The sequence below is a fragment of the Prevotella sp. kh1p2 genome (genome assembly GCF_900111525.1).
Classification (GTDB): Bacteria; Bacteroidota; Bacteroidia; order Bacteroidales; family Bacteroidaceae; genus Prevotella.
The window spans coordinates 33695-59650 of record NZ_FOHY01000020.1; the positions used below are offsets into that span (position 1 = coordinate 33695).

A 25956-nucleotide genomic window follows, 5' to 3' on the forward strand; every position below is an offset into this window, starting at 1 on the left:
CCTCCCATTTCTAAGGGAAGGAAAAGCCTACCCACGTCCTCCCAAGGGGGAGGGAGTCTTTACCGGATGGATAACATAAAGACAACAACAGCAGTCTTTACCCTATCCACCCACCTCTCACAACAACGACCCCTCCCTTTGGGAGGGCGGGGGTAGGCTCCCCCTTAGCAAACCGCCTGTCTACGGGCGTTCTGCAGGAGGTATCGTTCAACGGCCTTGAAGGTATCTTTCAACGCCCTTGAAAGCACCGTTCAGGAGGCTTGAAGGATAGCTCTTAAACGGCAGATACAGTTTAACGGCCGGCACACCGGTAAAAAACTGCACTTTTGCTTGATACGGTCAAGTTTCTTGCAACAATCCAATAAAGCCGACACCATTCACAAATAATTTAATAAACTGGTAAAGATTTATAGAAAATATTTTGGATATTCGGTCGAAACTGAGTACATTTGTAGCCTATTTTAACAGATATCAAAACTAACCATTATTAATTGTTTATGCGCAAAGTCCTACTTCTTACAGTATGTACAATGCTGGCCGGCACTGCCGTCAACGCATTGGCGTATCCGGACAACTCGGTACAGATAACCCAGCAGCAACAGAACTGCCGAGGCGTCGTTAAGGATGCCAACGGAGAACTGGTTGTCGGAGCTACCGTGCTTGTAAAGGGTACCCAGCAAGGTGCCGTAACTGACATTGACGGAAACTTCACTCTCTCAAACGTGCCCAAGGGCTCTGTCCTGCAGATTTCCTATATAGGATACGACCCTATGGAAACAGTCTGGAACGGAAACGACCTGAACATCACCCTCCGGGAAAGTTCGCAGGCTCTGGACGAGGTCGTGGTAACGGGCTACGGCGGACAGCAGAAGCGAACCACTCTGACCACCGCCATCTCCAAAATGGACAACAAAGTGCTCAGCAACGGTGCTTTCAGCAATGCCGGTCAGGCCTTGCAGGGTTCGGTAACGGGCCTGCGGGTCATTAATACGACCGGTCAGCCGGGCTCTACGCCCAATATCGTGCTGCGCGGCGGCGCCACCATTACCGGCAGCAACAACAATGCACTGGTGATAGTAGACGGCATCGTGCGCAACAGCATGGCCGACGTGAACCCGGAGGATATTGAGTCCATCCAGGTACTCAAGGATGCCGGTGCCACAGCCATCTACGGTGCGCGTGCCAACGGCGGCGTTATCCTCATTGAGACGAAGAAAGGCAAGAAGGGCAATGCAAACATAACCTACAACTTCAAGATAGGAAAGAACTATGCGCGCCGCGGCTACAGCTTCCTCAACGCCCACGACTACATCTGGTACAACCGCTATGGCATGAAGAATACCAATACGGCCGTTTCAGCCTACTCAAACGGTTACAGCGTAGACAACCAAATGGGCTACGGCGTGGGAAACACACTCTTCGACATCAGATACCTGAACGACGAGACCGCCTCGCTGCAAAACGAGGGTTGGGAGGTGATGGACGACCCCTACTATGCCGACCGCAAGCTGCTGTTCAGAGATCACTCGGGCGTTCTGCAGGATGCCGTTTTCGATGACAGCGCACTGACCATGGAGCATTACCTGAGCATTACGGGTGGCAACGACCGCTCTACATTTGCCGCCAGCGTAGGCTACTACAACGAAGACGGACAGGTAAAGACCACGGGCTTCAAGCGCTTCACGGGCAATTTGAACGCATCGTACAAGGTACTCCCCATCCTTACCGTAACGGCCGGGGCACAATACATCTGGTCATCGGCTCCCTCGATGTACCTCAGCGTGTACAACCTGTTCTACCGTACCCGCTCACAACGCCCCACGTGGAACCCTTATCTGGAAGACGGAACGCCGGCCAGCGGCTTTGGTTCGTCCGACGGCAACCCGCTCTATTGGGCATCAAAGTACAAGAGAAGCAACAGCACGGCCCGCTACACATTCAACGCCGGCTTTACACTCGACATCATTAAGGACCACCTCACGCTGAACGGCAACGCATCCAACCTGAACTACGAATACCAGTACGAAAGTTTCGACAAGGCTACGCAGCAGCAGAACCAGAATGCTCCCAACACCCGCCGCGGCTCCGGTGCAGAGATAGAGAAGTATCACCAGATACAGCTCAACTCTACCCTCAACTACACCAACACCTTTAACGATGCCCACAACCTGAACGTGATGGTGGGCGGCGAGTATTACACTTACGATTACTTCGACTTCAACGGCAGTGCCCACGGCTCGCCTACCGACGACATCTCCACCATGAACGTGGCTTCGGAGTACGATCAGATTTCTACGCAGAAGAGTGCTTACAGAATTCTGTCAGCCTTCGGCCGTGCAGAATACAATTACAAGATGCGTTACCTGTTCTCGCTCACGGGTCGCTACGACGGCATCTCACGATTGAAGGACAACCGTTGGGGCTTCTTCCCCGGCATGTCGTTCGGCTGGAACGTAACCGAAGAGGATTTCTGGAAAGAGCTGCCCGTAAGTGCAACCATCACGACCCTGAAACCCCGCCTCAGCTACGGTACCAACGGTAACGTAAACGGCATAGGTGACTACACGGTGTACGGTGCCTACGGTGCAGGCAGTCTGCCCAAATACGACAACCTCACGTCCATTATCAACACCGGACTGGTTAACACCGGGCTGAAATGGGAGAAGAGCAAGACCTTTGAAGTGGGTCTCGACGTGGGTCTGTGGCAGAACAAACTGTACGTGATACTCGACTACTACAACCGCCGCACGCAGGATTTGCTTACCTCGCAGGCACTGCCGGGTTACACGGGATTCTCCTCCATCACCACCAACATGGGCAACCTGCAGAACAGCGGCTTTGAGGCAGAGGTGCGCGCCAACCTGTTAAGGACCAAGGACTTTAACTGGGACGTAACAGCCAACATCACTACCGTGGCCAACAAGATATTGAAACTGCCCTTTAACAACGTGCCCAACAACCGTGTAGGCGGCTACGAGGTGGCTGCAGGGCCTGCCGTTGTCGACAAAAACGGCGAATGGCACTACACAACCAAATGGGTTGGCGGCCGACAGGAAGGCGGCAAGCTCGGCGAGATTGTAGCTTACAAACAGGATCACATATTCCGCGACTGGGACGATGTGAAGGCCCATGCCAACAAACTGGTAGACGAAGTGGGCAACCTCTACGGACCCGGCATGGAAAGCCAGTACAAGGGACGTGCCGGCTGGAAGCCCATAGAGCCCGGAGACGTGTGCTGGGAGGATATGGACGGCGACGGAAAGATTACCTCCTACGACCAGAAGGTGATAGGCAACGTGTTCCCCAAGGTTACCGGCGGCTTCTCCACAACCCTCTCCTACAGAGGTCTGTCGCTCTACGCACGTTTCGACTATGCGCTCGGCCACACCATCTACAACGAGCTCATGGCACGCTCGCTGGGCCAGTACCAGGGTACGTTCAACATCATCTCAGAGGTGAAGAACACCTGGACGGAAACCAATACGGGCGCCGACCTGCCTAAGTTCTACTACGCCGACCAGCTGGCCAAGTACAACATCACCCGTGCCAACGGCGCCGGACAGGTGCTCAACGGCAACAACTCGCGCTTCTATGAGAAGGCCGACTATCTGGCTTGCCGCGAAATCACGCTGAGATACGAGCTGCCCAAGAGCCTCATACACAAGGTTTACTTGCAGAATGCCTCAGTGTACCTTACCGGCCAGAACCTGTTCTACATCACCGGCTACAGCGGAAGCTCACCCGAACCTATAGTATATAGTGGTTCAGAGGGCGTGGACTACGGAAGATACCCCACTCCCCGCACGGTTTTACTTGGTGTTTCGTTAACATTCTAACCATTTTACAATTATGATGAACAAAATATATAGTTTATTCTTGGGGTTCGCTTTCATGCTGAGCTTCAGCGCCTGCGACTCCCTCGACTTGGAACCCGAGAGCATCATCACCGATGACAAATACTGGAAGACAGCTGACCAGTTCGAAGCCTTCAACGTGGGTATCCACTCCTACTTCAGAAGTTTGTCCGGTAACTTCTTCCTCTTGGGAGAAAGCAGAGCCTACCTGTACGGCGATACTCCTTTCGGAGGCGAAGCCACGCAGGGAATGGAGAGACTGCCGTATAACACGCTGTCGGTAGACAATCCCGGCATTAGCAACTATGCAGGCATGTACAATGTTATCAACCAGTGCAACCTGATGATCAGCAAGCTCGCTGATACCGACTTTCTGTCCGACAGCCAGAAGAACTACTACTTCGGTGCAGCCTACGGCATACGCGCCTACCTGTACTTCCAGCTTCTCCGTTCATGGGGAGACGCCATCTTGTACCTGGACTATACCTCGGGTGCAACCATCGACCTGGCCAACATCAACAAGAAGCAGAGCCCGGCAGCCGACATTATGACGCAGATAAAAGCTGACATCGACGCTTCTGAAAAGGCCTTTGCCGACGACTATAAGTTCACGAAAGGCAAGAACTTCTGGTCTCTGGGAGCCACGAAGATGCTCAAGGGCGAGGTCTACCTGTGGAGCGGCAAGCAGATGAACGGCGGTGCCACCGACTACCAGACCGCCAAGACGGCGCTGGAAGCAGTAAACAACTGCCCCGGAGTGGGACTGGTGGACAACTTCCAAGACGTGTTCAGCTATACGAACAAGGAGAATAAGGAAATCATCTTCTGCTTTACCAGCGCCGAGAACGAGTTCTCTCTGCTCAATGGCATCTACCGTAGTTACCTCCAGCCACAGCAGAGCTACTTACTTAATGGCAAGTACTATACCGAAAACGGTCAACTTTTCAGAGACACTAAAGACAATGAAATCAACGGTTTGATCCGCCTCGCACTGCGAAAGGACATCTACTTTAAGCTCTTCAGAGACGGAGATTCGCGCTGGAAGCACTCGCTCCGCAGTGTTTACACCAAGGGTGAGAACGGCCAACTGGAATATGTGGCGCCCTTTGCTTACAAATTCCAGGGAGTGATGCTGCCGGGTTCCTCGGAAAGAAGCATGCTCGACGACTTCCCCGTGTACCGCTATGCTGACTGCCTGCTGATGTTGGCTGAAGCCAAGGCACTGCTGGGTGAGGACATTTCGGCCGAAATCAACAAGGTAAGGCAGCGTGCCTACGGCGCCAACTACAGCAACGAGGTTGCCTATCCCAACGACAAGGGCTCATTCTACGAGGGCAATAAGTTCGTAGCCGGCGACGAAGACCCTGTTGAAGCTGTGCTGAAAGAACGCTTCAGAGAATTTCTTTTCGAAGGAAAACGCTGGTACGACATCCGTCTCATGGGCAAAACGACTGAATACTCACTGGCAGAACCGAGTAAACTCCTGTGGCCTATCGACAAGAATACGATGACCAACAACAGTGCGCTCAATCAGACAGCAGGTTACAAATAATAAAACAGGAACAGGAGAGGGCGAACGTTCTTTCCTGTTCTTAATAATGTAGACATTTATACACAATCGTAGTAGAACACGAAACTTTGTACACAAAAAGCTGTTAATTCTCCGGGGCAACATGAAAAGAAACTTTCTCGTCTTGTATCTGATAATCGTACTGCTGTCGGCTCGCGCAGGCGGTATAACAAAGGTGGCCTGTGTGGGCAACAGCGTGACGTATGGACTGGGCTTACCTGACAGGGAAACACAATCGTACCCGGCTGTGTTGCAGCGCCTGCTGGGCAAAGCGTACGAGGTACGAAACTTCGGTCACTCCGGCACAACACTGCTCCGCAAGGGGCACCGGCCCTACAACGAGCAGCAGGAATACCGCGACGCGCTGGCCTTCAAGGCCGACTGGGTGGTGCTGCACCTCGGCCTGAACGACACCGACCCGCGCAACTGGCCCAATTACAACAGTGATTTCAACTCCGATTATCAGACACTCATCAACAGCTTCAGGGCCGTGAACCCCAAGGTAAAGATATGGATTTGCCTGCTCACGCCCATCTTTGACCGCCATCCCCGCTTCGAGAGCGGCACCAGAGACTGGCACGAGGCCATCCGAAAGCACATCCGTCAGATTGCCAAGAGCAACAACGTGGGGCTCATAGACCTCTTCTCGCCCTTTTATCCCCGTCCCGACCTCTTCCCCGATGCCATCCATCCCAACCCCGAGGGTGCCGGTATCCTTGCGCAAACCGTATATTCGGCCCTCACGGGCAACTACGGCGGCTTGCGCATGGACCCGCTCTACGGCAACGGAATGGTCATGCAGCAGCATGAACCCGTGGTGTTCAGCGGAACGGCCAACGCCGGCGAGACCGTAAGAGTTGCCTTCAACGGCACTACACTCAAGGCTACAGCCGGAACCGACGGCCGGTGGAAGGTTGCCTTCAGGCCCACGCCAGCCGGCGGCCCCTACCAGGCAAAGATTGTGGCCCGGAGCGGCAAGCTCTTACTAAGCCCTATCTACGTGGGCGAAGTTTGGCTGTGCTCGGGCCAGTCGAACATGGAACTGCCCGTGATGGCCACAAGGAGCGCCCGCACCGATACGGCCGGCGCCGCCAGCCAGCGCCTGCTGCACCTGTACAACATGCCGGCCGCCTACCCCACCAACGCCATCAAATGGACCCGCGAGGCCCTGGACTCGGTCAACAAGCTGCTGTACTTGCGGCACGAAGGCTGGCAGCAGTGCTCGCCCAAGAGCGTGGCACACTTCTCGTCCGTTGCCTACCACTTCGGCCGACAGCTGGCCGACAGCCTGCAGGTACCCGTGGGCATTATCTGCAATGCCGTGGGCGGCACCACCACCGAGTCGTGGATAGACCGCCACACGCTGGAATGGGAATTTCCGGCCATACTCCGCGACTGGTATCACGACGACTTCGGCCAGCCTTGGGCACGCGAGCGGGCGTTGTTCAACATCAGCAACGCCGCCAGCCCCAAGCTGCAGCGCCACCCCTACCAGCCGGCCTACATGTTCGAGACGGGCATGTTGCCGCTCCGCGGCTATGCCATCAAGGGAGTGGCCTGGTATCAGGGAGAATCGAACGCACACAACATCGAGCTGCACGCCCGCCTCTTCACGCTGCTGGAAAAGAGCTGGAGAGCGTTCTTCGGCAACGGCAACTTGCCCTTCTACTTTGTCCAGCTGTCGAGCCTCAACCGCCCGTCGTGGCCCGAGTTCCGCAACTCGCAGAGGCTTCTGGCCAAGCAGCTGCCTCATACGTGGATGGTGGTAACGACCGATGTAGGCGACTCGCTCGACGTTCATTACCGCAACAAGCAGCCCGTGGGCGAGCGACTGGCCCGGCAGGCCCTGCGCCACACCTACGGCCACAGCCTCGTTTCAGAGGGCCCGGCATGTGCAGGCGTAGCCCTGCAGGCCACCAAGGGCGGTGGCGGCGAGCTGGTGCTCACGTTTGAGAACGCCGAGGGACTGCACGCCACGGGCACCTCCGTCATCGGCTTTGAGCTTGCCGGCGACGACGGCATCTACCATCCGGCCACGGCCCACATCAGCGGCAACAAGGTTACGGTGAGCAGCCAGCAGGTCGGCAGGCCCCTAAGCGTAAGGTACGCATGGCAGCCTTACACCCGCGCCAACCTGGTTAACGGAGCCGGATTGCCGTGCAGCACCTTTCAAGAAAACGTAAGCCAATGAAAAAGTTATCGCTAATTATACATTTATCCATTATGATGACAGTTATCACAAACCCTCTGCAGGCCCACGCACAGGGGCCTCAATTGGAGAGTATCGAGAAGATGAGCGGCTTCCCCTCTGCCGAGCCAGGCATAGAAAAAGGCGTGTCGGCCTGCTTCGCCGGCACCTCCGGAGACTTTCTGCTGCTGGCCGGAGGATGCAATTTCCCCGAAACACCGGCGGCCGAAGGCGGCAAGAAAAGATATTACCGCGGCATCTACGCCGCCCGCATCACCGATGGCACGACGCTGGAGTGGGTTCAGGTGGGCCTGCTGCCCAGCGACTGCGCCTACGGAGTAACTGTTCAGCTTGACAACGGCATGCTCTGCATAGGCGGAAACAATGCCGAAAAGAGCTTCGCCAACGTTTACCGGGTGTGGCTCGAAGGCGGAAAAGCGCAGGTAAAGCAGCTGCCCCCGCTGCCCGTAAGCATGGATAACTTTACCGGAAGCAGATGTGGCAGCCAGGTAATCGTAAGCAACGGCAGCTGCCTGTGTGTGCTCAACCTGGACCGCACGTGCGAAGGCTGGAAGCTGGTGCCCATTGCCAACGGCGCCAAACTGGGCCAGCCGGTAAGCGGATGGGCAGAAGGAGCCTTCTGCATGTGGGGCGGTTCAACCGCCAAGACAGCCGACCGACCGGCCACGCTGCACATAGAAGGCAGCCGGTTTGCCGACCTTGAGGCTGCGCCTGATACGCTGCCGGCTCCTGCCGACTGCCAGGGAAGCGCCATCTTCTTGGGCGGTGCGGCTGCCATCAACCTCACAGACGACTGCATCTTGGCCGTGGGAGGCGTGAACAAGGACGTATTCCTCAATGCCGTGAACCATCCGCAGCCGGGTTACATGACGCATCCGGTGGAGTGGTACAGGTTCAATCCCTACGTCAGCATATACTGCAATGGCCGCTGGTACACAGCCGGCAAGACTCAGGTAACGGCCCGCGCCGGTGCCGCCCTGGCCAAGCACGCCGGTCATGTTTACCTGATAGGCGGCGAGCTGAAGCCCGGCATCCGCACGCCCGAAATCTATCGCCTCACCTTTAAATAACCAGAGCGCACATGAAACTGAAAGAAAAGAACTTTTATCCCTGGATAGTGGTGGGCCTGTTTTGGATGGTAGCCCTGCTCAACTACATGGACCGGCAGATGCTGTCGACCATGCAGCAGGCCATGAAGGCCGACATACGGGAGCTGAACCAGGCCGAGGCCTTCGGTGCTTTGATGGCCGTGTTCCTCTGGGTGTACGGTATTGTATCGCCATTCGCCGGACTCGTGGCCGACAAGGTGAGCCGCAAGTGGCTCGTGGTGGGCAGTCTGTTCGTCTGGTCGGCTGTCACCCTGCTCATGGGATTGGCCACCAGCTTCCGTCAACTCTACATCCTGCGCGGCCTCATGGGCATCAGCGAGGCGCTGTACATTCCCTCCGCACTCTCCCTGTTGGCCGACTGGCACCAGGGAAAGTCACGCTCGCTGGCCATTGGTATTCACATGACGGGCATCTACGTGGGCCAGGCTATCGGCGGATTCGGTGCCGTGGTGGCCGCCATGCTGTCCTGGAAAGAGACCTTCCACTGGTTTGGCATCATCGGAATAGCCTACTCGCTGTTCCTGATGGCACTGCTCCATGAGAACCCCAGCCACGGGCAAGCAGCGCCGGGCGCAGGAGCAGAGGGCAAGAAGGCATCACTCTTCAGCGGCTTTGCTGTGGTTCTGTCTAACTGGGCCTTCTGGGTAATCCTTTTCTACTTTGCCGTTCCCAGCCTTCCGGGATGGGCCACGAAGAACTGGTTGCCCACTCTGTTTGCCGAGAACCTTGGCATCCCGATGGAAAATGCCGGCCCCATATCGACCATTACCATAGCTGCATCATCCTTCGTTGGCGTTATCTGCGGCGGTTTCCTGTCCGACAAGTGGGTTCAGCGTAACCTCCGCGGCCGCATCTACACCAGTGCAATAGGCCTGGGGCTCACCATTCCCTCGCTCGTGCTGCTGGGTTACGGCCACAGCATGGCAGCAGTGGTTGGCGCCGGACTACTCTTCGGCATCGGCTACGGCATGTTCGATGCCAACAACATGCCCATTCTGTGCCAGTTCATCCCGTCCAGATACCGCGCCACTGCTTACGGCATCATGAACATGACGGGCGTGTTCGCCGGCGCTGCCGTTACGCAGGTGTTCGGCAAATGGGCCGACGGAGGCAGCCTGGGCTCGGGCTTCGCCCTGCTTGGCGGCATCGTTGCAGTGGCCCTGGTGCTCCAGCTGGCCACCCTGAAGCCCAAAACCGACAATATGGAATAGCATATATTAACGATATAATAAAGATATTCGATTATGGAAAAAATCATTGGTCTTATCGACGCTCCGTTCACTCCATTCCACCAGAACGGGGATGTAAACCTCGAACCGATAGCAGCCTATGCTGCCATGCTGCAGAAGAACGGACTGCAGGGCGTATTCATCAACGGGTCATCCGGCGAAGGCTACATGCTTACTACCGACGAGCGCAAGGCGCTGGCAGAACGTTGGGTGAGCGTGGCACCCAAAGGTTTCAAGGTCATTGTTCACGTTGGCAGCTGCTGCTTGCGCGACAGCGTTGAGCTGGCCCGCCACGCGCAGCAGATTGGTGCATGGGGAATAGGCTCCATGGCGCCTCCTTTCCCGCACATCGGGCGCATTGAGGAGCTGGTTAAATACTGCGAGCAGATAGCTGCGGCGGCACCTCAGCTGCCGTTCTATTACTACCACATACCGGCGTTTAACGGCGCTTACCTGCCCATGAAGGAACTCCTGGAGGCTGTAGACGGCCGGATACCGAACTTCGCCGGCATCAAATACACCTACGAAAGCCTGTACGAGTACAACCAATGCCGCCTGTACAAGAACGGGAAGTACGACATGCTGCACGGACAAGACGAGACCATCCTGCCTTCTCTTGCCCAGGGAGGAGCCAAGGGAGGCATAGGCGGCACCACGAACTACAACGGACGCGAGCTGGTAGCCATCATCGAGGCCTGGAACAACGGCGACATAGAGGCTGCACGCGAGCATCAGAACTTTGCGCAGCTGGTCATCAACGTGATTTGTCACTACCGCGGCAACATCGTAGCGGGCAAACGCATCATGAAGCTCATAGGCTTTGACCTCGGTCCTAACCGTGTTCCGTTCCAGAACATGACCGATGAAGAGGAGGCCCGGATGAAAGCAGAACTTGAAAGCATCGGCTTCTTCAGTCGTTGTAACCAATTTTAAAACATCAGCACTATGGATATAAAGAAGTATATAGAGGATTGGAGCACGTCGTACAAGAACGACCTGACACAAAACATCATGCCTTTCTGGATGCAGCATGGCTGGGACAGAGAGCACGGAGGCGTCTACACCTGCGTTGACCGCGACGGTTCACTGATGGACACAACCAAGTCCGTCTGGTTCCAGGGGCGCTTTGCATTCGTCTGCGCCTTTGCTTATAACAACGTGGAGAAGCGCCAGGAGTGGCTTGATGCTGCCAAGAGCACCATCGACTTCATGGAGAAGCACTGCTTCGATGCCGACGGCCACATGTATTTCTCTGTCACCGCCGACGGCCGCCCACTGCGTAAGCGCCGCTACGTGTTCTCCGAGACCTTTGCTGCCATCGCCATGTCAGAGTATGCCTTGGCAACTGGCGACAAGGAATATGCCCGCAAGGCCATGAAGGTATTTGACGACACGCAGCGCTTCCTCACCACACCGGGGTTCCTCGAGCCAAAGTTCGAGCCCGAGGTTAACCTGCGCAGCCACAGCATCGTGATGATACTTATCAACGTGGGCAGCCGCATCCGCACCGTCATCGACGACCCCAAGCTCACCCAACAGATAGATGGCTCCATCCGCGAGCTCAGGGATTACTTCATGCACCCGGAGTTCAAGGCTCTCCTGGAGAGTGTAGGACCGGGCGGAGAGTTCGTAGACACCAACATGACCCGCACCATCAACCCCGGCCACTGCATTGAGACGAGCTGGTTCCTCATGGAAGAGGCGCGCCACCGCAACTGGAACCAAGAGATTCTCGACATGGCTCTCACCATCTTCAACTGGTCGTGGGACTGGGGATGGGACAAGCAGTACGGCGGTATCATCAACTTCCGAGACTGCCGCAACCTGCCTCCGCAGGACTACTCTCAGGACATGAAGTTCTGGTGGCCGCAGTGTGAAGCCATCATCGCCTCGCTCTACGCCTACCTTGCCACAGGCGATGTGGAGTACATCTGCCGCCATCAGCGCATCAGCGAGTGGACCTACGCCCACTTCCCCGACGCCCAGTACGGCGAGTGGTACGGCTATCTGCACCGCGACGGCACCGTGGCCCAGCCCGCCAAGGGCAACCTCTTCAAGGGCCCGTTCCACATTCCGCGCATGATGACGCAGTGCTACACGCTCTGCCAGGACATCCTGAAAACCCTGTAACCCACGGCAATGCAAACACGCGAATTCGACTTATGCACTGCTACTTACGGCACAGCACGGCGCCATCCGTATGACATCGTGCTGCTGCCGTGGGGAGCTACGGAGCCCCATAACCTGCACCTGCCCTACCTGACGGACTGTATTCTCTCGCACGATATAGCCGTAGATGCGGCCCGCCGCGCCTTCGAGGAGCACGGAGTGAGGTGTATGGTCATGCCGCCCGTAACCATGGGCTCGCAGAACCCGGGCCAGCGAGACCTCTGCTTCTGCATCCACTCGCGCTACGACACGCAGCGCGCCATCCTCACCGATATCGTTGCATCGCTGCACCACCAAGGGTTTCGCCGGCTGGTGATAGTGAACGGCCACGGCGGAAACAACTTCAAGAACATGCTGCGCGACCTCTCTACGACCTACCCCGACTTCTTCATCGCCTGCGGCGAATGGTTCAAGATGGCCCCGGCAGCCGACTACTTTGACCAACCGGGCGACCATGCCGACGAGATTGAGACCTCCGTCATGATGCACTACCACCCCGAACTGGTCAGCCTCAACGAGGCAGGACCCGGAGAGGGCCACGGCTTCAAGATTGATGCCCTGCGCCAAGGCAAGGTTTGGATGCCCCGCAACTGGTCGTACGCCTCGCCCGTCGATACCGGAATAGGCAACCCGTCGCTTTCCACCGCCGAGAAAGGCCGCCGGTTTGCCGCAGCCGTGGCGGCCGGATATGCCGGGTTCCTCTGCCAGTTTGCCCATGTAGAGCAACAGCAGGAACTCTATGAATAGCTTAAAACAGACCATGAACAATGACGAACAACCCGCATAACACCTTTTTACCACGCAACCACCAGGCTGCGCAGCACGCAATGCAGGCCCTGCTGATGCCGGTTACAAGAGCCGGAGCAGCCTTTCTGCTCTCATTGCTGCTTCTTTTTACCGCCGCTGCAGTAGCACAGAACCTTAAATTCCGCGGCAACGGAGAGTTCAAAATCCTGCAGCTGACCGACCTGCATGTGCAGTACGGCAACCCCAAGTCGGACAGCGCGCTCAACTGCATCGACCGCCTCATCGCCGCCGAGCGGCCCGACCTGGTGCTGCTCACGGGCGACGTGGTTTTCTCCGCGCCAGCCGACAAGACGCTGCAGCTGGTGCTCAACCGCCTTACCCGCCACGGCGTGCCCTTTGCTTACCTCTTCGGCAACCACGACTGCGAGCATGACATGCCCCTGCACACGCTCTACGACATGGCCCAAAAGGCACCCCACAGCATCATGCCGCCACGTGGAGGCGTGGAATCGCCCGACTACGTGCTGCCCATCCGCTCGCACAACGGCCGCCGCACGGCCGCCCTACTCTACTGCCTCGACAGCCACAGCATGTCGCCTCGCCCCGATGTGAAGGGCTATGCCTGGCTTACCGAGCAGCAGGTACAGTGGTACAGGCAGCAGAACCGGCAGTTCACCGCTGCCAACGGCGGCACTCCGCTGCCCGCCCTGGCCTTCTTCCACATTCCCGTACCCGAGTTCTCGCAGGCCTGCAAGGACGAAGACGCCGTGCTCATAGGCACCCGCATGGAGGCATCATGCCCCCCGAGCATCAACACGGGCATGTTCTCGGCCATGAAATTCGGCGGAGACGTGATGGCAATCTTCTGCGGTCACGACCACGACAACGACTACACGCTCTGCTACCAGGGCATGGTGCTGGGCTACGGCCGCTACTCCGGCGGCAACACCGTGTACAACCACCTGCCCACCGGCGGCCGCATCATCGTGCTGAAGGAGAACCGCCGCAGCTTCGATACCTACGTGCGCGAACTGCGCGGCAACGTACTCAACCGTTCCACCTACCCCGACAGCTACGTAAAAGACGACTGGGAGAAGCGATGACCCGTACCTGAACCGGCGCCGTTATCATTTCCTTTTGCTCATTCTGTTGCCCTATGTCCATCCTCAAGCCGCTGTTTACCGCCTTCCTCTTCGGTCTGCTGCTGCCTCAACCGGCTGCAGCAGCGGCCACGGCCCACTCATCCGCCTACGACGTAGTAGTGGTTGGCGGCGGAGCCGGCGGTACTTGTGCAGCCCTGCAGGCCGCCCGCATGGGCTGCTCCGTGCTGCTCGCAGAGCCTACGGCGTGGCTGGGAGGCATGCTCACCGCGGCCGGCGTGAGTGCCACAGACGGCTGCTACAGGCTGCCCGGCGGCTTGTGGGGCGACTTCCGCGATGCGCTGGCGGCCCATTACGGCTCGCTCCGGGCCCTGCAAACGGGCTGGGTAAGCAACGTGATGTTTGAACCCGCCGTGGGCGAACGTATCCTCGAGCAGTGGACGGCACGCCAACCGCTGCTCCGGGTCAGCAAACAAACGCAGCTCAAACGCCTCCGCCGGCTGCCCCACGGGTGGCTTCTCACGCTCCGCACGCCGCAGGGGCGGCGACAGGTCATGGCCTCTTACCTGATAGATGCCACCGAACTGGGCGATGCCGGCTACATGGCAGGGCTGTGCTTCGAAACAAGCAGGGTGGCGCAGGATGTTACCTACGTGGCTACCGTGCAGCAGTCGGCCGCAGCTCGCCTGCTGCCGAGACCGCGCAACTACCGGGCAAGCGAGTTCCGCAACTGCTGCATCAACCCGCTCAACGACTCCACGACGCTGCAGAAGCTGTGGCCGGCCCACATGATGCTCTCCTACGGCCACCTGCAACACGGCAAGTACATGCTCAACTGGCCCATCTGGGGCAACGACTTCTACCTCGACTACCGCAAACTCACCCCGCGCAGGGTTGCCCGGGCCATCCGGAAGATGAAGCGCAAGACGCTGCGCTACGTCTACTTCCTGCAACACGAGCTGGGATTTCGCGATTTGGAACTGGCGACCGAATATCCTTCTGCCGACCGCCTGCCGCTCATTCCCTACTACAGAGACAGCCGGCGGTTCCGCGGGTTGGTACGTATGGATATTGAGGACATCGTGAACCCGAGCCGCAACCGCCTCTACCAAACGAGCATTGCCGTAGGAGATTACCCCGTAGACCAGCACCACTACGCCTACGATGCGGCCTGGGCGGCCCGGCAGAGCTACCCTTCAATCCCCTCGTACGGCATTCCGGCGGGCGTCGTGGTGTCAAGCGACGACGACCGACTGCTGCTGGCAGAGAAGTGCATCTCCGTTTCGGAGACGGTGAACGGCACCACGCGCCTGCAGCCCGTGGTGATGCAGCTGGGGCAGGCGGCCGGAGCCATAGCGGCACTGGCCGTGAGGCAGCACGTAAGGCCGCACGAGGTATCGGTCAGACAGGTGCAGACGGCCCTGCTCGAGGCCGGCGGCTACCTGCTCCCCTTGCTGGATAAGGATCGCCATGACCCTTGTTTCAAGCCCTTGCAGCGCATCGCCGTAACGGGCATTCTGCAGCCCCGGGGGCGCAGCATAGACTGGAGCAACGAGATGTGGCTGCACACCGACAGCGCCGTAAACCGCCGCACGCTCTCCGGCCTGGCCCGTTTCTACCCCGCAGCGCACATAGACACCACCGGCACCACTGTGGTAAGCCAGCAGCAACTGCATGCCGCCATCCGGCAGATAGCCCGCACCGAGGGCATCACCATCACCGACGAACAATATCAAAAAGTCTATTCCGATTTCGGTTTAGGCACCTACCGCCCCTCCGCTCCTGCCCTCCGCCTCCATCTGGCCGTACTCGCCGACCGGCTGCTGCATCCCTTCGAGCGTCGCGACGTTAACTGGCAAGGCAACCCCAAGTAGCATTCCCGCCCAATGATTTGCTCTCCCGACAGCGTAAACGCATTTTTCAGACAGCGTAAGCACGTTTTTTAGACAAAGTAACAGAATAAGTTTTACGCTGCTGCTGGGGCTTAAAGACAGAGTAACAGAGTAAGTTTTTTACTGCTGCGTGATTGATTGTTGGCAGTAATGAATAGAGAACAATGAGCAGAAAGGCTAACTGGTATCCTCCCCTTGGAAAGGGGAGGCGGAGGAGGGGATGACCAAATAGCAGCTATGAGCAAAGAAGCAGGGTGAATCATCCCCTCCTAACCTCCCCTTTCTAAGGGGAGGATACAGGTTTGACCAGTGGATATTGCAGTCCGTTCTTTCAACAGTCTCTCACCCATTTGATAACTCAAGCAGCTAAAATAATACTCTGTTACGCTGTCTTTTAACTGTAAGAACAGAATATCATATTTGCGTACGGAAATCAAAAATTGAAAGGCAGTTCACTGGTTTTCGGCATCTGCGGGCGTTGCCATTAGGGTTTTATTCTGTTTTTTCGCGCTTTTAAGGTATGTTTTCTTGTTTTTTTTAGTCCAGAAGGCATGTATTTGGCAAATTATTTATACCTTTGAAGCGGATAAGGCATCACCTTTTCCAAAGACATTGTTGGTAAAATAAAGCATTCGCTATTATTCGCGTTCAGCCAAAAGCCTAGGAAACTTATTGGAAATAACGTAACATGAATAATCGTGATAAGGCATTTCGTACAGACGGGAGCCATAGTCAGCTATATAGCAGTGCACACGCAATAGGCGTGGTGCATTCTTATTAGTTGACTGAGGTTTCCATCCTAGGCTGCCTCATAGCTGAACGCAGTAAGGTGCTTCCACGCCTTTATTGCGTCTTAGCGTGATTGATAGTTGTTTGCAGACCTAAACTATCAATCTCATGGCTAACAAGAACCTTAATGCAGCCAAATCAGCAAAGAAGGACGAATTCTACACCCAGCTCACCGATATTGAGCGTGAACTGCAACATTACTGGCCTCACTTTAGAGGGAAAACCGTACTTTGCAACTGCGACGACCCCTATGAAAGCAACTTCTTCAAGTATTTTGCCCTCCGGTTTAATCAGCTTGGACTCAAGAAACTAATCTGTACGTGCTATAATGGTTCACCAGTACAGGGCAACGAGCTGCTCATTCATTTTGACGACTTAGATGCCGAACCTACCAAGATAGCATACAAAGTGGAGATAACCGAGGTAAAAGACCTGAACGGTGATGGCGCCGTGGACCTGGCCGATGTGCGTTATCTGCTGCAAAACGACCGTAACGTGATGGCGACTTTAGAGAGTGGCGACTTTCGTTCTGCCGAATGTATTGAGCTCTTGCAGCAGGCGGACGTGGTGGTAACCAACCCTCCGTTCTCTCTTTTCAGAGAATACATAGGGCAACTGATAGAATACGGCAAGAAGTTTATTATTGTCGGCCATCAAAATGCAATCACTTACAAAGAAGTATTCCCGCTTATAAAAGAAAACAAAGTATGGTTAGGCTACGGCTTCAAGGGCGGCGCAGCCCACTTCTTTTCCCCTTACGAAGACATTGCTACTGCCGGCGACCACCGGAGAGACATGATTAGGGTTTCCGGGGTAACATGGTTTACAAACCTCGAAATACCCAAACGCAATGAAGAATTGGACCTTGTTTGTCGTTATTCACCAGAAGAATATCCAAAATATCAAGACTACGACGCTATAGAAGTTTCTGAATCCAATGCTGTTCCTTACGATTATGATGGATATATCGGAGTTCCAATAACTTTTTTAAACTTCTTCAATCCTGAACAATTTGAAATTTTAGATTGTTGTGAGCCTTGTATTCGGTTGGACATACTACGGAAGATGCCAAAATTTAAAGAATACAAGTCGAGACAAAAGATTTGTAATGGTATTTTGTGTCAAAAGAAATATCACCGCATTATTATCAAGAACAAGCATCCAAAACCTTTATAATTACCTTTAAACATATTGAAAACCTATGATGACTATTAAACAAACAGAGGTAACAGTGGGTGAGATAATCCAGGGTTATATAAACAACGAAGAGCTGGGAGTACGCGGCTATAGCGGTAAGTTGGACATTCGCCCGCCATACCAGCGTGAGTTCATCTATAACGAGACCGAACAGCAGGCCGTCATCACGACCGTGTTGCGCGGTTATCCGCTCAACGTAATGTATTGGGTGAGGCGGAGCGACGATGCCGAATGCCCTTACGAAGTGATGGACGGTCAGCAGCGCACCCTCTCGCTGTGTGAGTATGTGGCTGGAAAGTTTGCCTATGACTACAAAAACTTCTTCAATCAGCCTGCCGACATACAGCAACGTATCCTCAACTATCCGCTTACCATCTACGTTTGCGAGGGCGAACCGTCCGAAAAACTGGAGTGGTTCAAGACCATCAACATTGCCGGCAAGCCACTGAATGAACAGGAAATAAACAACGCCGTGTATGCAGGCCCTTTTGTAACGGATGCCAAACGCCACTTTTCAAAGTCCAACTGCGGAGCCTACAGGTTAGGAAAAGACTTGGTGAACGGTACACCCATTAGGCAAGACTTCCTCAAAAAGGCTTTGGAATGGATAGCGGAGCACGAGACACGTGAGGGAAAACGCCAGACTGTTGTTGGCTACATGGCTCAACACCAGCACGAACCAAACGCCAATAACCTGTGGAGTTACTTTCAGAATGTACTGAACTGGGCCATTACCAACTTCGACATGAAGAAGTTCAAGAAGATTATGAAAGGGCTTGACTGGGCTCTTTTCTACGACCAATATCATACTCACACGCTCGACACGGTAGCCTTAGGCCAACAAATATCAGCACTCATGCGCGACAGCGAGATACAACGCCCTGCCGGTATCATTCCTTACGTACTCACAGGCGATGAGCACTACCTCGATTTACGGACTTTCCCTGAAGACATTAAACTGGCTGTATGGGAACAACAGAAGCACATCTGCCCCATTTGTCACAAAGAGTTCGACTACGAATTCATGGAAGGAGACCACATCACGCCGTGGAGAGAGGGCGGCCGGACGGTCATCGAGAACTGCCAAATGTTGTGTAAAGAGTGCAATAGACGCAAAGGAAGCAAATAACCCACCGCCACCCGCAGTAAAAAAATTACCCTGTTGCGCTGTCTGAAGATTTTACAGACAGCGTAACAAAACAATATCTGGCAGTATGGGACTATGCTTCAAGCTCCTTGAACGATACCTTTTAGCCCTTTGAAGGTGCCCTTCAAGGGGCTTGAACGGCACCTTTTGCTTTACTGCTTGTAACCTGCTGATTTATATTAGATTGTAAATTGGAGTTTTAAAGAGCAATTTTATAAGTCATCATCCCTCCCTATCCTACCCTTTCTAAAGGTAGCAAACGCTGCGACAGGTCTCCTGCTGATTAGCTTCTAGTTATCAGAGACCACGCAACAGAGTATTATTTTTGCTGCTTGCCGTTTCCTGCCGGCGGCCTGCTGTGCAGTGAAGACAGAGTAACAAAATATTTTTTTTGCTGCTGTTGGGGGGTAAAGACAGAGTAACAAAGTAATTTTTTCGTTGCTGTGGTGGGTTAAAGACAGAGTAACAGAATGTTTTTTTTGCTGCTGTGGTGGGTTGGAGACAGAGTAACAGAGTAATTTTTTCGTTGCTTGAATTATGATTAGAGCGGGTGATGAATGGGGCAATGGAGCACAATACCCACAGGACAAACCGGTATCCTCCCCTTAGAAAGGGGAGGTTAGGAGGGGATGACAGCGCACGAAAATTGCCAACTGCCTGCCATGTGGTCATCCCCTCCTCCGCCTCCCCTTTCCAAGGGGAGGATACCAGTTACCCTTGCAGTACATCGTTGCTTACGCTTTCCTAACTTATAAACCCACTGCAGCAACGGAAAAAATACTCTGTTACTCTGTCTCTAAACCACTGCAGCAACGAAAAAATCATTCTGTTACTCCGTCTCTAAATTGCGCTTACACAGCCTTTCACCCGCAGCAGCAAGCCTACGGGCAACGGACGGCTGCGGAGGAAGGGACGGGTAAAGGGCGATTACTGCCAGTCTACCAGCACACGGGAGAAGTTGTGCTGTGCGAGGTCGGCCTTGGTGATGTAGAAGAACATGCGCGACTGCGGCCTGCCAAGCTGCAAAGGGTGCAGCCCCTCCTCGGCTTCGAAGCCCTCGAGTTGCAACAGCAGGAAGCAGCCTTCTTCTTCCAGACCCTCTACATGGCCAAAAGACGACCGCTCAACCCACTGCCCGCCGCCGAACATGTGGCCCACTACTATCGGGAAATCGTCAAGATACCGGTCTACAACCGTATCGTAGGTTGCCTTTGATATGGCCGGGTCGCAGTAGCGGTAGTCGTAAGAGCCGGGGTCGAGGAAGCCCAATCCCTTGTTGAAAACCAGCGGAAAGCCGTCGAAACGGAACGCCGGCGTAAGCTCGTCGGGGAATGGCCGCGGGGCGTAGTCGCCCTCCTCGGGCACTAAAAGAACCCGGTACGACTGCTGGTCGTCCCGGTCAGCGGTCTTGAGGTCGGCAAAGAAGTAGAGCATACCTCCGCTGCCCAGCGGACTGAGCTCATCTTCTGTCTTGGCGTCGGCCGCTCCTTCGCTGATGCGCACCTGCATCAGGAAGCTCATGGGCTGCCCGTTGTGCAGCGGCCAGTCTACACCGGGCGGCATGTTAGGCTGTCCGCCGGTCTGCGAAGTCACCTCGGGCCGCTCTTTGTCGTCAGGATCGTAAGGCGAGAGGTAGAGCGCCAGCGAGGCGTCTTCTTCCATTTCGTGCTTGGCCTCGTCGAGGTCGAGCAGGTGCATCTCGGCCTTCACTTTCTTGAAGCAGGGCGCCACGGAGCGCCGAATATCGTCCATTTCATCGGGACCGGAGGGGAAGAAAAGCGACATTTCTTCCTCCGACTCCACCGCCACCATGTCGTCGAAAACGTGGACGGCCGTTACCTGTTCCCAGGGAACGAAGCTGCAGACGGCAAAGTCATCGAGTGTGCGCTTTGAGATGTACTCGGCATCGTCGGGACGGTCGATGTCTGCCGGGCTCACGGCTGTGCACACGCCATCCGGCAAGAGCAGCGTGAGGATGCCGCTCTCGTGCATGAACTTATACCTTTTATAGCCGAGATACATCTGCCGGCCGTAAAACAGCAGCAAGCACAGCAGCGGAGCGACCGCTGCCTCTATGCCCCCAAGGGCAAGCATGACGAGAACAGCCCAGCACAGCAGGCAAGATTGCCAGCTGCCCACAATGAAATGGCGGAAAAACGGCCACATGAACTGCCGCAGCAAGGGCGGATAGCTGTACACGGTGCGGCTCCGGTAGGGTTCGTCGCCATCGAGCGGCTGCCTTGCCTGCCGCTCGCTAAGGTAGTGACGCACGCCCAACACGCCGAAGAGCAGGGTGGCCAGGGCGATGATGGCAATTTGGTGAAAATTCATTTTATAAAAAGTTGGTGGGTTAACAACACTTGTCGGATTCTTATTCCGTAAGTATCAAAACTTCGCGGAGCCATAAAACTGCACGCTTCTCACAAACATCATATACAAAGGTCAGGGATTATATCCATCCAATCCATTATTTTCTTGCTGTTTGGGACAAAGGAATATAACCGCTTTCCTCTATGACTGATTGGGCGCCTAACTGCGTTAGATATTGGAAAAGTTTATAGGCCTGCGAGTTATGGTCAACATCCGCCCGTACGGAAGCAAAGATTTCGGAAACATAAGGATATGTTCCGTCGTTGATGGTCTGTTTGTCGGGCATCACTCCTTCTACGCCTATGGTCTTTGCATAGTCCTGACCACGCGTCATGATGTTGTAATAATAAAAAGGCGTATAGGCTATTCCGTCCGCATCGCGGCGTATTTCGTAGAACGGGCCGGCCATCGTTCCCGTCTCCATACCAGGCCTGCCAACGATTGTGAGGCCCTTCATGACCATTGTTTCCATCTTCTCCTGGCTGCCGGAATTGGCATTCCTGATGTAAGGATGTATGGTTGCATCGTTTCCACCCACCTCTTTCCAGTTTTCGGTCTTACCGGTGTAGATGTCCTGAATTTGCTGCGTAGACAAGGAAGTTACAGGGTTGTTCTTGTTGACAATGAACACGAACCCGTCTTTTGCAACGGGGCGGGTTATCAGTTTTACGCCCTTGCCGTCGGCATACTTCTGCTCATCGCGCGATATATTGCGTGAAGCGACGATAAGTTCAGCCTTGCCGTCGAGCAGGTTCATATAGGAGCCATGGGTCGTGCTGCTGTTCAGCTTCTTTTGTAATGCCGCTTGTTGGGTTTCCGTCAATGAGGTTTTTTGCCAATCTATGGCGACATACCACACTTGCGTAACGGCTTGGTCTTGCCACCACTTATAAGGAAGCCCAAGAACCTTGGCTGCCAGAATTACCATAAGCGGCTGCGTAGACGTTGAACTGTCAAGAATGGGGAAATCGTTCAGGGAAGTTTTAGGCACTGTTTCTTTTTCTTCTTGTCCGTCCTGACTATCACAACTAACGGCTACGGTGGCCGTTATCATCAGTAAAACCGAAAGAATGGCCATTTTAAAACCATCTGTAATTTTCTGTTTGTTCATTGCTGTATGATTGTTTGATGAGTTTGCAGAATTCAAAAAGATTTGTTATTATGGATATCTGGGGGTTCTTAAAAGCTCTGCATCTCAAATCTCACGTGCGAGAAGTCGCGCTGCTGCAGGTCGTGGCGGGTGATGTAGCAGTAGAGCATCCCGCTGTCGCCGAACTGAAGACCGTCGTCTACATCTTCTATAGAGTACATCTGTAGGAGCAGAATGTCGTCTGCGGGCCGGTCGGACAGCATGGAGCTTTGTATCGTATCGGCGTATCCCAAGAGCGTTCCGGCAGCATCGGTGGGGTTCTGCAGGTTTCCGACTTCTACTGCATCATAGTATTCATCGAATGAAGGATGCTCGGGGTTGGCCAGTCCAAGACGGAGCATGTCGTCGTAAGACGGTATTGTTTCTATCATGTTGAAGAGCAACAGGCGCTCGTTCAGGCGCAAATCGGCCCTGAGCAATGCGGGTGGAGCCTGCCGGTGCAGCTGGGCGGCGGGCCGGTCGGTGTACAGCACGCAGACGGCAGGGTGTGCGTTGCCGCTGTCGATGGCGCTGACATCGCAGAAAAAGTACAGCCGGCCGGAGGCGGGCAGCAGCTTGTCGGCATCGTAGGCGGCCAGATGGGCACAGTTAATCTGCAGCAACAGCTGCAGCGGTTGTCCCGTATCGCCCTGCGGCCACTCAAAGTCCGGGGGCACATCGGGCTGCCCGCCGAACTTGGAAGCGCCCACGGGCAGGGGGTCGTCGTCGGGTTTGGCCAGATAAAAGCCAACGGTCTTGCGCGCGAGTTCGGTGAGTTGCAGCAATACGGCGGCAACTGCCTGTGGGGCGGTTTTGGCGTTTTCACTGATTTCCCATCCCTCTTCAAGTCTGTTTAAGGCCTTTTCGGCAATAGTATTTACCAAATGCGCATGCGCTTTTTGATAGCGGTACATCTGAAAGAACAAAAAGGATTTGATGCAAACGGTGAGGGCCAGAAACGCCCAGAACCACACAGGGCGGGCGAAAAGATAAAGAACCAGGAGGATGAACAGGCTACCGACGGTGCGAAACCTCATCTGCCGGGGGTCTAAGAACAGCTGCAACAGCTCCTTGGTGCCTGTATGTTGGCGCAGCTGTTGCTCCATTTCCTCCACTTCGCCGGCCGCTGAAGGATGGCGGAGATGCCACACCACCCGGTAACAGCCGTGCAGCATGAGGAGGATGAAAGCGCCATAGGCCACTTTCATTTTGCCTGCATCGGTTCCGCCGGTATGAAAAAAGAGGAACACGGTTAACAGGATGAGCAGCAGGCAGACGGCTAAGCCCGCTTTGGCAACGGTTGGTTTCATTTTTGTTAGATTGGAGGCAGGCCCACTTCTTGCCGCCATTGGTTCACCATCTTCTTATCCAAGAGGCGGCAGAGCTTGCCATCGCTGCCTCTCTGTGTGCCGTATTTCTGCGGCCGGCCTTCCCTCACGCCGATACGTCGGCCATACTCTGCCGACAACGCTTCCGTCATGGCAGAATCAGGCATCTCATAAAAGTTATGCCACACAACCTCTTCGTGCTGGGCGTGGAACGGCTCGGCAAGGATGGCTCGGTACACCCACAGGCTCCCGTCGGGCTTCAGCTCATAGTCGGGCGCAGCAGTGATAACTGCATCAGAAGCGAAACTCTAACTGCATTCGTCAATTCGCTGCAGCGAGTCCAGCCGAAAGCCGACATCTGTCCGTATCTGTTCCAGCATGCGTTGGTCTTCCGTCAGCCGGCCCGTACCACATGCAACAAGCAGCCATGAGCATAAGCATAACATCCAGTTTCTTTTCATCTCATCATTGTTTAGATGAATGCAAATATACACAAACTTTCCGGGACAGCGCGCTTACTCGGCGTAAAAGTTGGTTAGCTTGCCGTTTGACACGGCTGCCATCACTGCCTGGCAGTACATATAGTCATTGCCGTATTGCCTTTGAGGGTAACTGTTTGCTGACCGTTGATGTGGTAGATGGCTCCCCGAGCAGCAAGAAATCTGCCAAACACCTCGTTGTCAGCTTGCGGCCTTTCAGGTCGGAAATCAACTCAAGAACATCATGGATTATGAAATAATACCAACCTTCATTGCCTCCCAGATGCCCATACAGGGATGGAACGATGCCATTGCCGACAAGACCGTGGCCAATGCCGTCATGGACAGAATCGTGCATCAGGCCATCAGGATAGAACTTGAAGGAGAATCTCTCAGAAAAACGCAAGTGAAAAAGAATTAAAACGCTTGCGATGTTGCAACTAATGTTTATATTTGCAAAAAACAATTACTGACAATGGCGTAGGAAAAAAGGAACAGCGCAAAGGAAGAATGAGGAACATTTTAACATATCAGATGTGCAGTAACTTGGGTGGACCACTTTGCGTAGGCCAACCAGGACAGTTTCGAGTGGATTTTCCAAGAAACTAAATAAAAGATTAGTAATGAGATTTTGTGCTATATTAATACTTTCTGTGATTTCAATTCTAAATAGTTTAGAATTGAAATCACAGACTGTTGTAACAATTTTAAGCAATGGTTGTAAGGTAGAGAGAAGTTTATTTCTACACGAAAAAAAATCGGAGTGTATAATAAAAAAGGTAGATTGATTAAATTGTCCGCAGATTATATCAAACGTCAAAAGATATTTTTAAGTCAATCTAATAGTCTAATTGATTATGGAATAATTCTAAAATATCCCGAGGTCATATATAAAGATGCATGTATTATTGCTGATATTTTGTCAAGTTATGACCCAAGCGAAATCTTGTTGTTTACAAAGCCAATAGGGGAGCGAAAAAAGATTTCTATACAAGATATCAATAAGTATTACACATATCTTGATGCCAGTGTTGACTATGTGTTTAGTATTAACATTATAGTCAAGGATAGTCTTATTACCCAATATAGTTATACGTATAAGCCCAATATGTCTGACGTCATTATTTCATATACATGTGTATTTACTTATGATAAAAATAATAGGTTAGTAAAATTAAAAAAAACGTATAGACGACACTATGAAACAAAAGAAATCATATACGGCTGCAAGAAATAAATTTTGTAAAGTAGGACATGGATGGAAAATCCACTCGAAACTGACCCAGTTGACCTACGCAAAGTGGCCTGCCCAAGTTGGGGTAGTCAACTCAACTGTGTCAGTGCGTCTTTTCCGTTAGGCTTTAACCTCGGTCGGCGGGACGCGATTTTTAATCGCGTTTCGACAACGAGGGGCCCGCAACAGCGCAAAGTTACATAATCTTGAAACGGTCTCCAAATTTTATGGCCAATTGTTGCGCCGTCTGTCCCCAGTTTGCCAGCGGCATGGTCCATTTCTTGCGGATATTACGATAGGCAAGATAAACAAGTTTGTACAGCGCATGATTGGTAGGAAAGACACCCTTGGTCTTCGTGATTTTACGCACCTGGCGGTGGTATCCCTCAACGGCATTGGTGGTG

Annotated in this window: 18 protein-coding genes and 1 pseudogene; 14 read left to right on the forward strand and 5 right to left on the reverse strand. The window is 54.1% G+C overall.

What is annotated here, in order from left to right; all coding sequences use genetic code 11:
- Positions 1–497 precede the first annotated feature (497 nt).
- The 12 genes from BMW31_RS11270 (at position 498) to BMW31_RS11325 (ending at position 18994) form a co-directional block, all read left to right on the forward strand.
- Positions 498–3836 carry a SusC/RagA family TonB-linked outer membrane protein gene (locus BMW31_RS11270; RefSeq protein WP_091825854.1) on the forward strand — a complete coding sequence of 1113 codons (3339 nt, stop codon included), beginning with the start codon at positions 498–500 and terminating at the stop codon, positions 3834–3836.
- 16 nt (positions 3837–3852) lie between these two features.
- Entirely contained in the window at positions 3853–5406 is a 1554-nt protein-coding gene (gene nanU / locus BMW31_RS11275) for a SusD family outer membrane lipoprotein NanU (protein ID WP_091825909.1), read from the forward strand.
- A 121-nt stretch (positions 5407–5527) separates the two neighbouring features.
- On the forward strand, positions 5528–7615 hold the full coding sequence (locus tag BMW31_RS11280; RefSeq protein ID WP_091825857.1) for a GDSL-type esterase/lipase family protein: 2088 nt from the start codon (positions 5528–5530) through the stop codon (positions 7613–7615).
- 32 nt (positions 7616–7647) lie between these two features.
- The gene (locus BMW31_RS11285; protein ID WP_255404949.1) at positions 7648–8703 is read left to right on the forward strand and encodes a mutarotase; all 1056 of its coding nucleotides are present in this window, start codon (positions 7648–7650) and stop codon (positions 8701–8703) included.
- A gap of 11 nt (positions 8704–8714) precedes the next feature.
- Positions 8715–9953 (forward strand): MFS transporter, encoded by a 1239-nt coding sequence (locus tag BMW31_RS11290; protein WP_091825862.1) that lies wholly within the window; start codon positions 8715–8717, stop codon positions 9951–9953.
- 33 nt (positions 9954–9986) lie between these two features.
- Positions 9987–10904, forward strand: coding sequence for a dihydrodipicolinate synthase family protein (locus BMW31_RS11295; protein WP_091825865.1), 918 nt, complete (start codon positions 9987–9989; stop codon positions 10902–10904).
- Between the two features lie 12 nt (positions 10905–10916).
- The gene (locus tag BMW31_RS11300) at positions 10917–12101 is read left to right on the forward strand and encodes an AGE family epimerase/isomerase (protein WP_091825868.1); all 1185 of its coding nucleotides are present in this window, start codon (positions 10917–10919) and stop codon (positions 12099–12101) included.
- A 9-nt stretch (positions 12102–12110) separates the two neighbouring features.
- Positions 12111–12887, forward strand: coding sequence for a creatininase family protein (locus tag BMW31_RS11305; RefSeq protein WP_091825871.1), 777 nt, complete (start codon positions 12111–12113; stop codon positions 12885–12887).
- Positions 12888–12982: 95 nt separating this feature from the next.
- Positions 12983–13990: a metallophosphoesterase family protein gene (locus tag BMW31_RS11310; protein WP_091825913.1), complete on the forward strand. Its 1008-nt coding sequence runs from the start codon at positions 12983–12985 to the stop codon at positions 13988–13990.
- A gap of 53 nt (positions 13991–14043) precedes the next feature.
- The gene (locus tag BMW31_RS11315; protein ID WP_091825874.1) at positions 14044–15861 is read left to right on the forward strand and encodes an FAD-dependent oxidoreductase; all 1818 of its coding nucleotides are present in this window, start codon (positions 14044–14046) and stop codon (positions 15859–15861) included.
- A gap of 915 nt (positions 15862–16776) precedes the next feature.
- Positions 16777–17844, forward strand: a complete 1068-nt coding sequence (locus tag BMW31_RS11320) for an adenine-specific methyltransferase EcoRI family protein (RefSeq protein WP_091825877.1) — start codon at positions 16777–16779, stop codon at positions 17842–17844.
- Between the two features lie 25 nt (positions 17845–17869).
- Positions 17870–18994, forward strand: coding sequence for a GmrSD restriction endonuclease domain-containing protein (locus tag BMW31_RS11325; protein WP_255404951.1), 1125 nt, complete (start codon positions 17870–17872; stop codon positions 18992–18994).
- Between the two features lie 945 nt (positions 18995–19939).
- Here the strand turns inward: BMW31_RS11325 and BMW31_RS11330 are convergent.
- From BMW31_RS11330 to BMW31_RS13510, 4 genes are all read right to left on the reverse strand, one after another.
- Complete coding sequence (locus tag BMW31_RS11330; protein ID WP_091825881.1) at positions 19940–21343, reverse strand: DUF1963 domain-containing protein; 1404 nt, start codon at positions 21341–21343, stop codon at positions 19940–19942.
- 136 nt (positions 21344–21479) lie between these two features.
- The gene (locus BMW31_RS11335; RefSeq protein ID WP_091825884.1) at positions 21480–22493 is read right to left on the reverse strand and encodes a PstS family phosphate ABC transporter substrate-binding protein; all 1014 of its coding nucleotides are present in this window, start codon (positions 22491–22493) and stop codon (positions 21480–21482) included.
- A 68-nt stretch (positions 22494–22561) separates the two neighbouring features.
- Positions 22562–23821 (reverse strand): YwqG family protein, encoded by a 1260-nt coding sequence (locus tag BMW31_RS11340; protein WP_177166318.1) that lies wholly within the window; start codon positions 23819–23821, stop codon positions 22562–22564.
- Positions 23822–23826: 5 nt separating this feature from the next.
- Complete coding sequence (locus BMW31_RS13510) at positions 23827–23991, reverse strand: hypothetical protein (protein WP_177166319.1); 165 nt, start codon at positions 23989–23991, stop codon at positions 23827–23829.
- Positions 23992–24018: 27 nt separating this feature from the next.
- Between BMW31_RS13510 and BMW31_RS13345 the strand changes: the two genes are divergently transcribed.
- Both BMW31_RS13345 and BMW31_RS11350 read left to right on the forward strand, forming a co-directional pair.
- Positions 24019–24270: a hypothetical protein gene (locus BMW31_RS13345; RefSeq protein WP_143049196.1), complete on the forward strand. Its 252-nt coding sequence runs from the start codon at positions 24019–24021 to the stop codon at positions 24268–24270.
- Positions 24271–24589: 319 nt separating this feature from the next.
- Positions 24590–24739 (forward strand): annotated as a pseudogene (locus tag BMW31_RS11350) (ATP-binding protein); the annotation flags it as partial.
- 1009 nt (positions 24740–25748) lie between these two features.
- Here the strand turns inward: BMW31_RS11350 and BMW31_RS11360 are convergent.
- Positions 25749–25956: transposase (locus BMW31_RS11360; RefSeq protein ID WP_143049197.1), on the reverse strand; the 208-nt coding region annotated here is incomplete at its 5' end.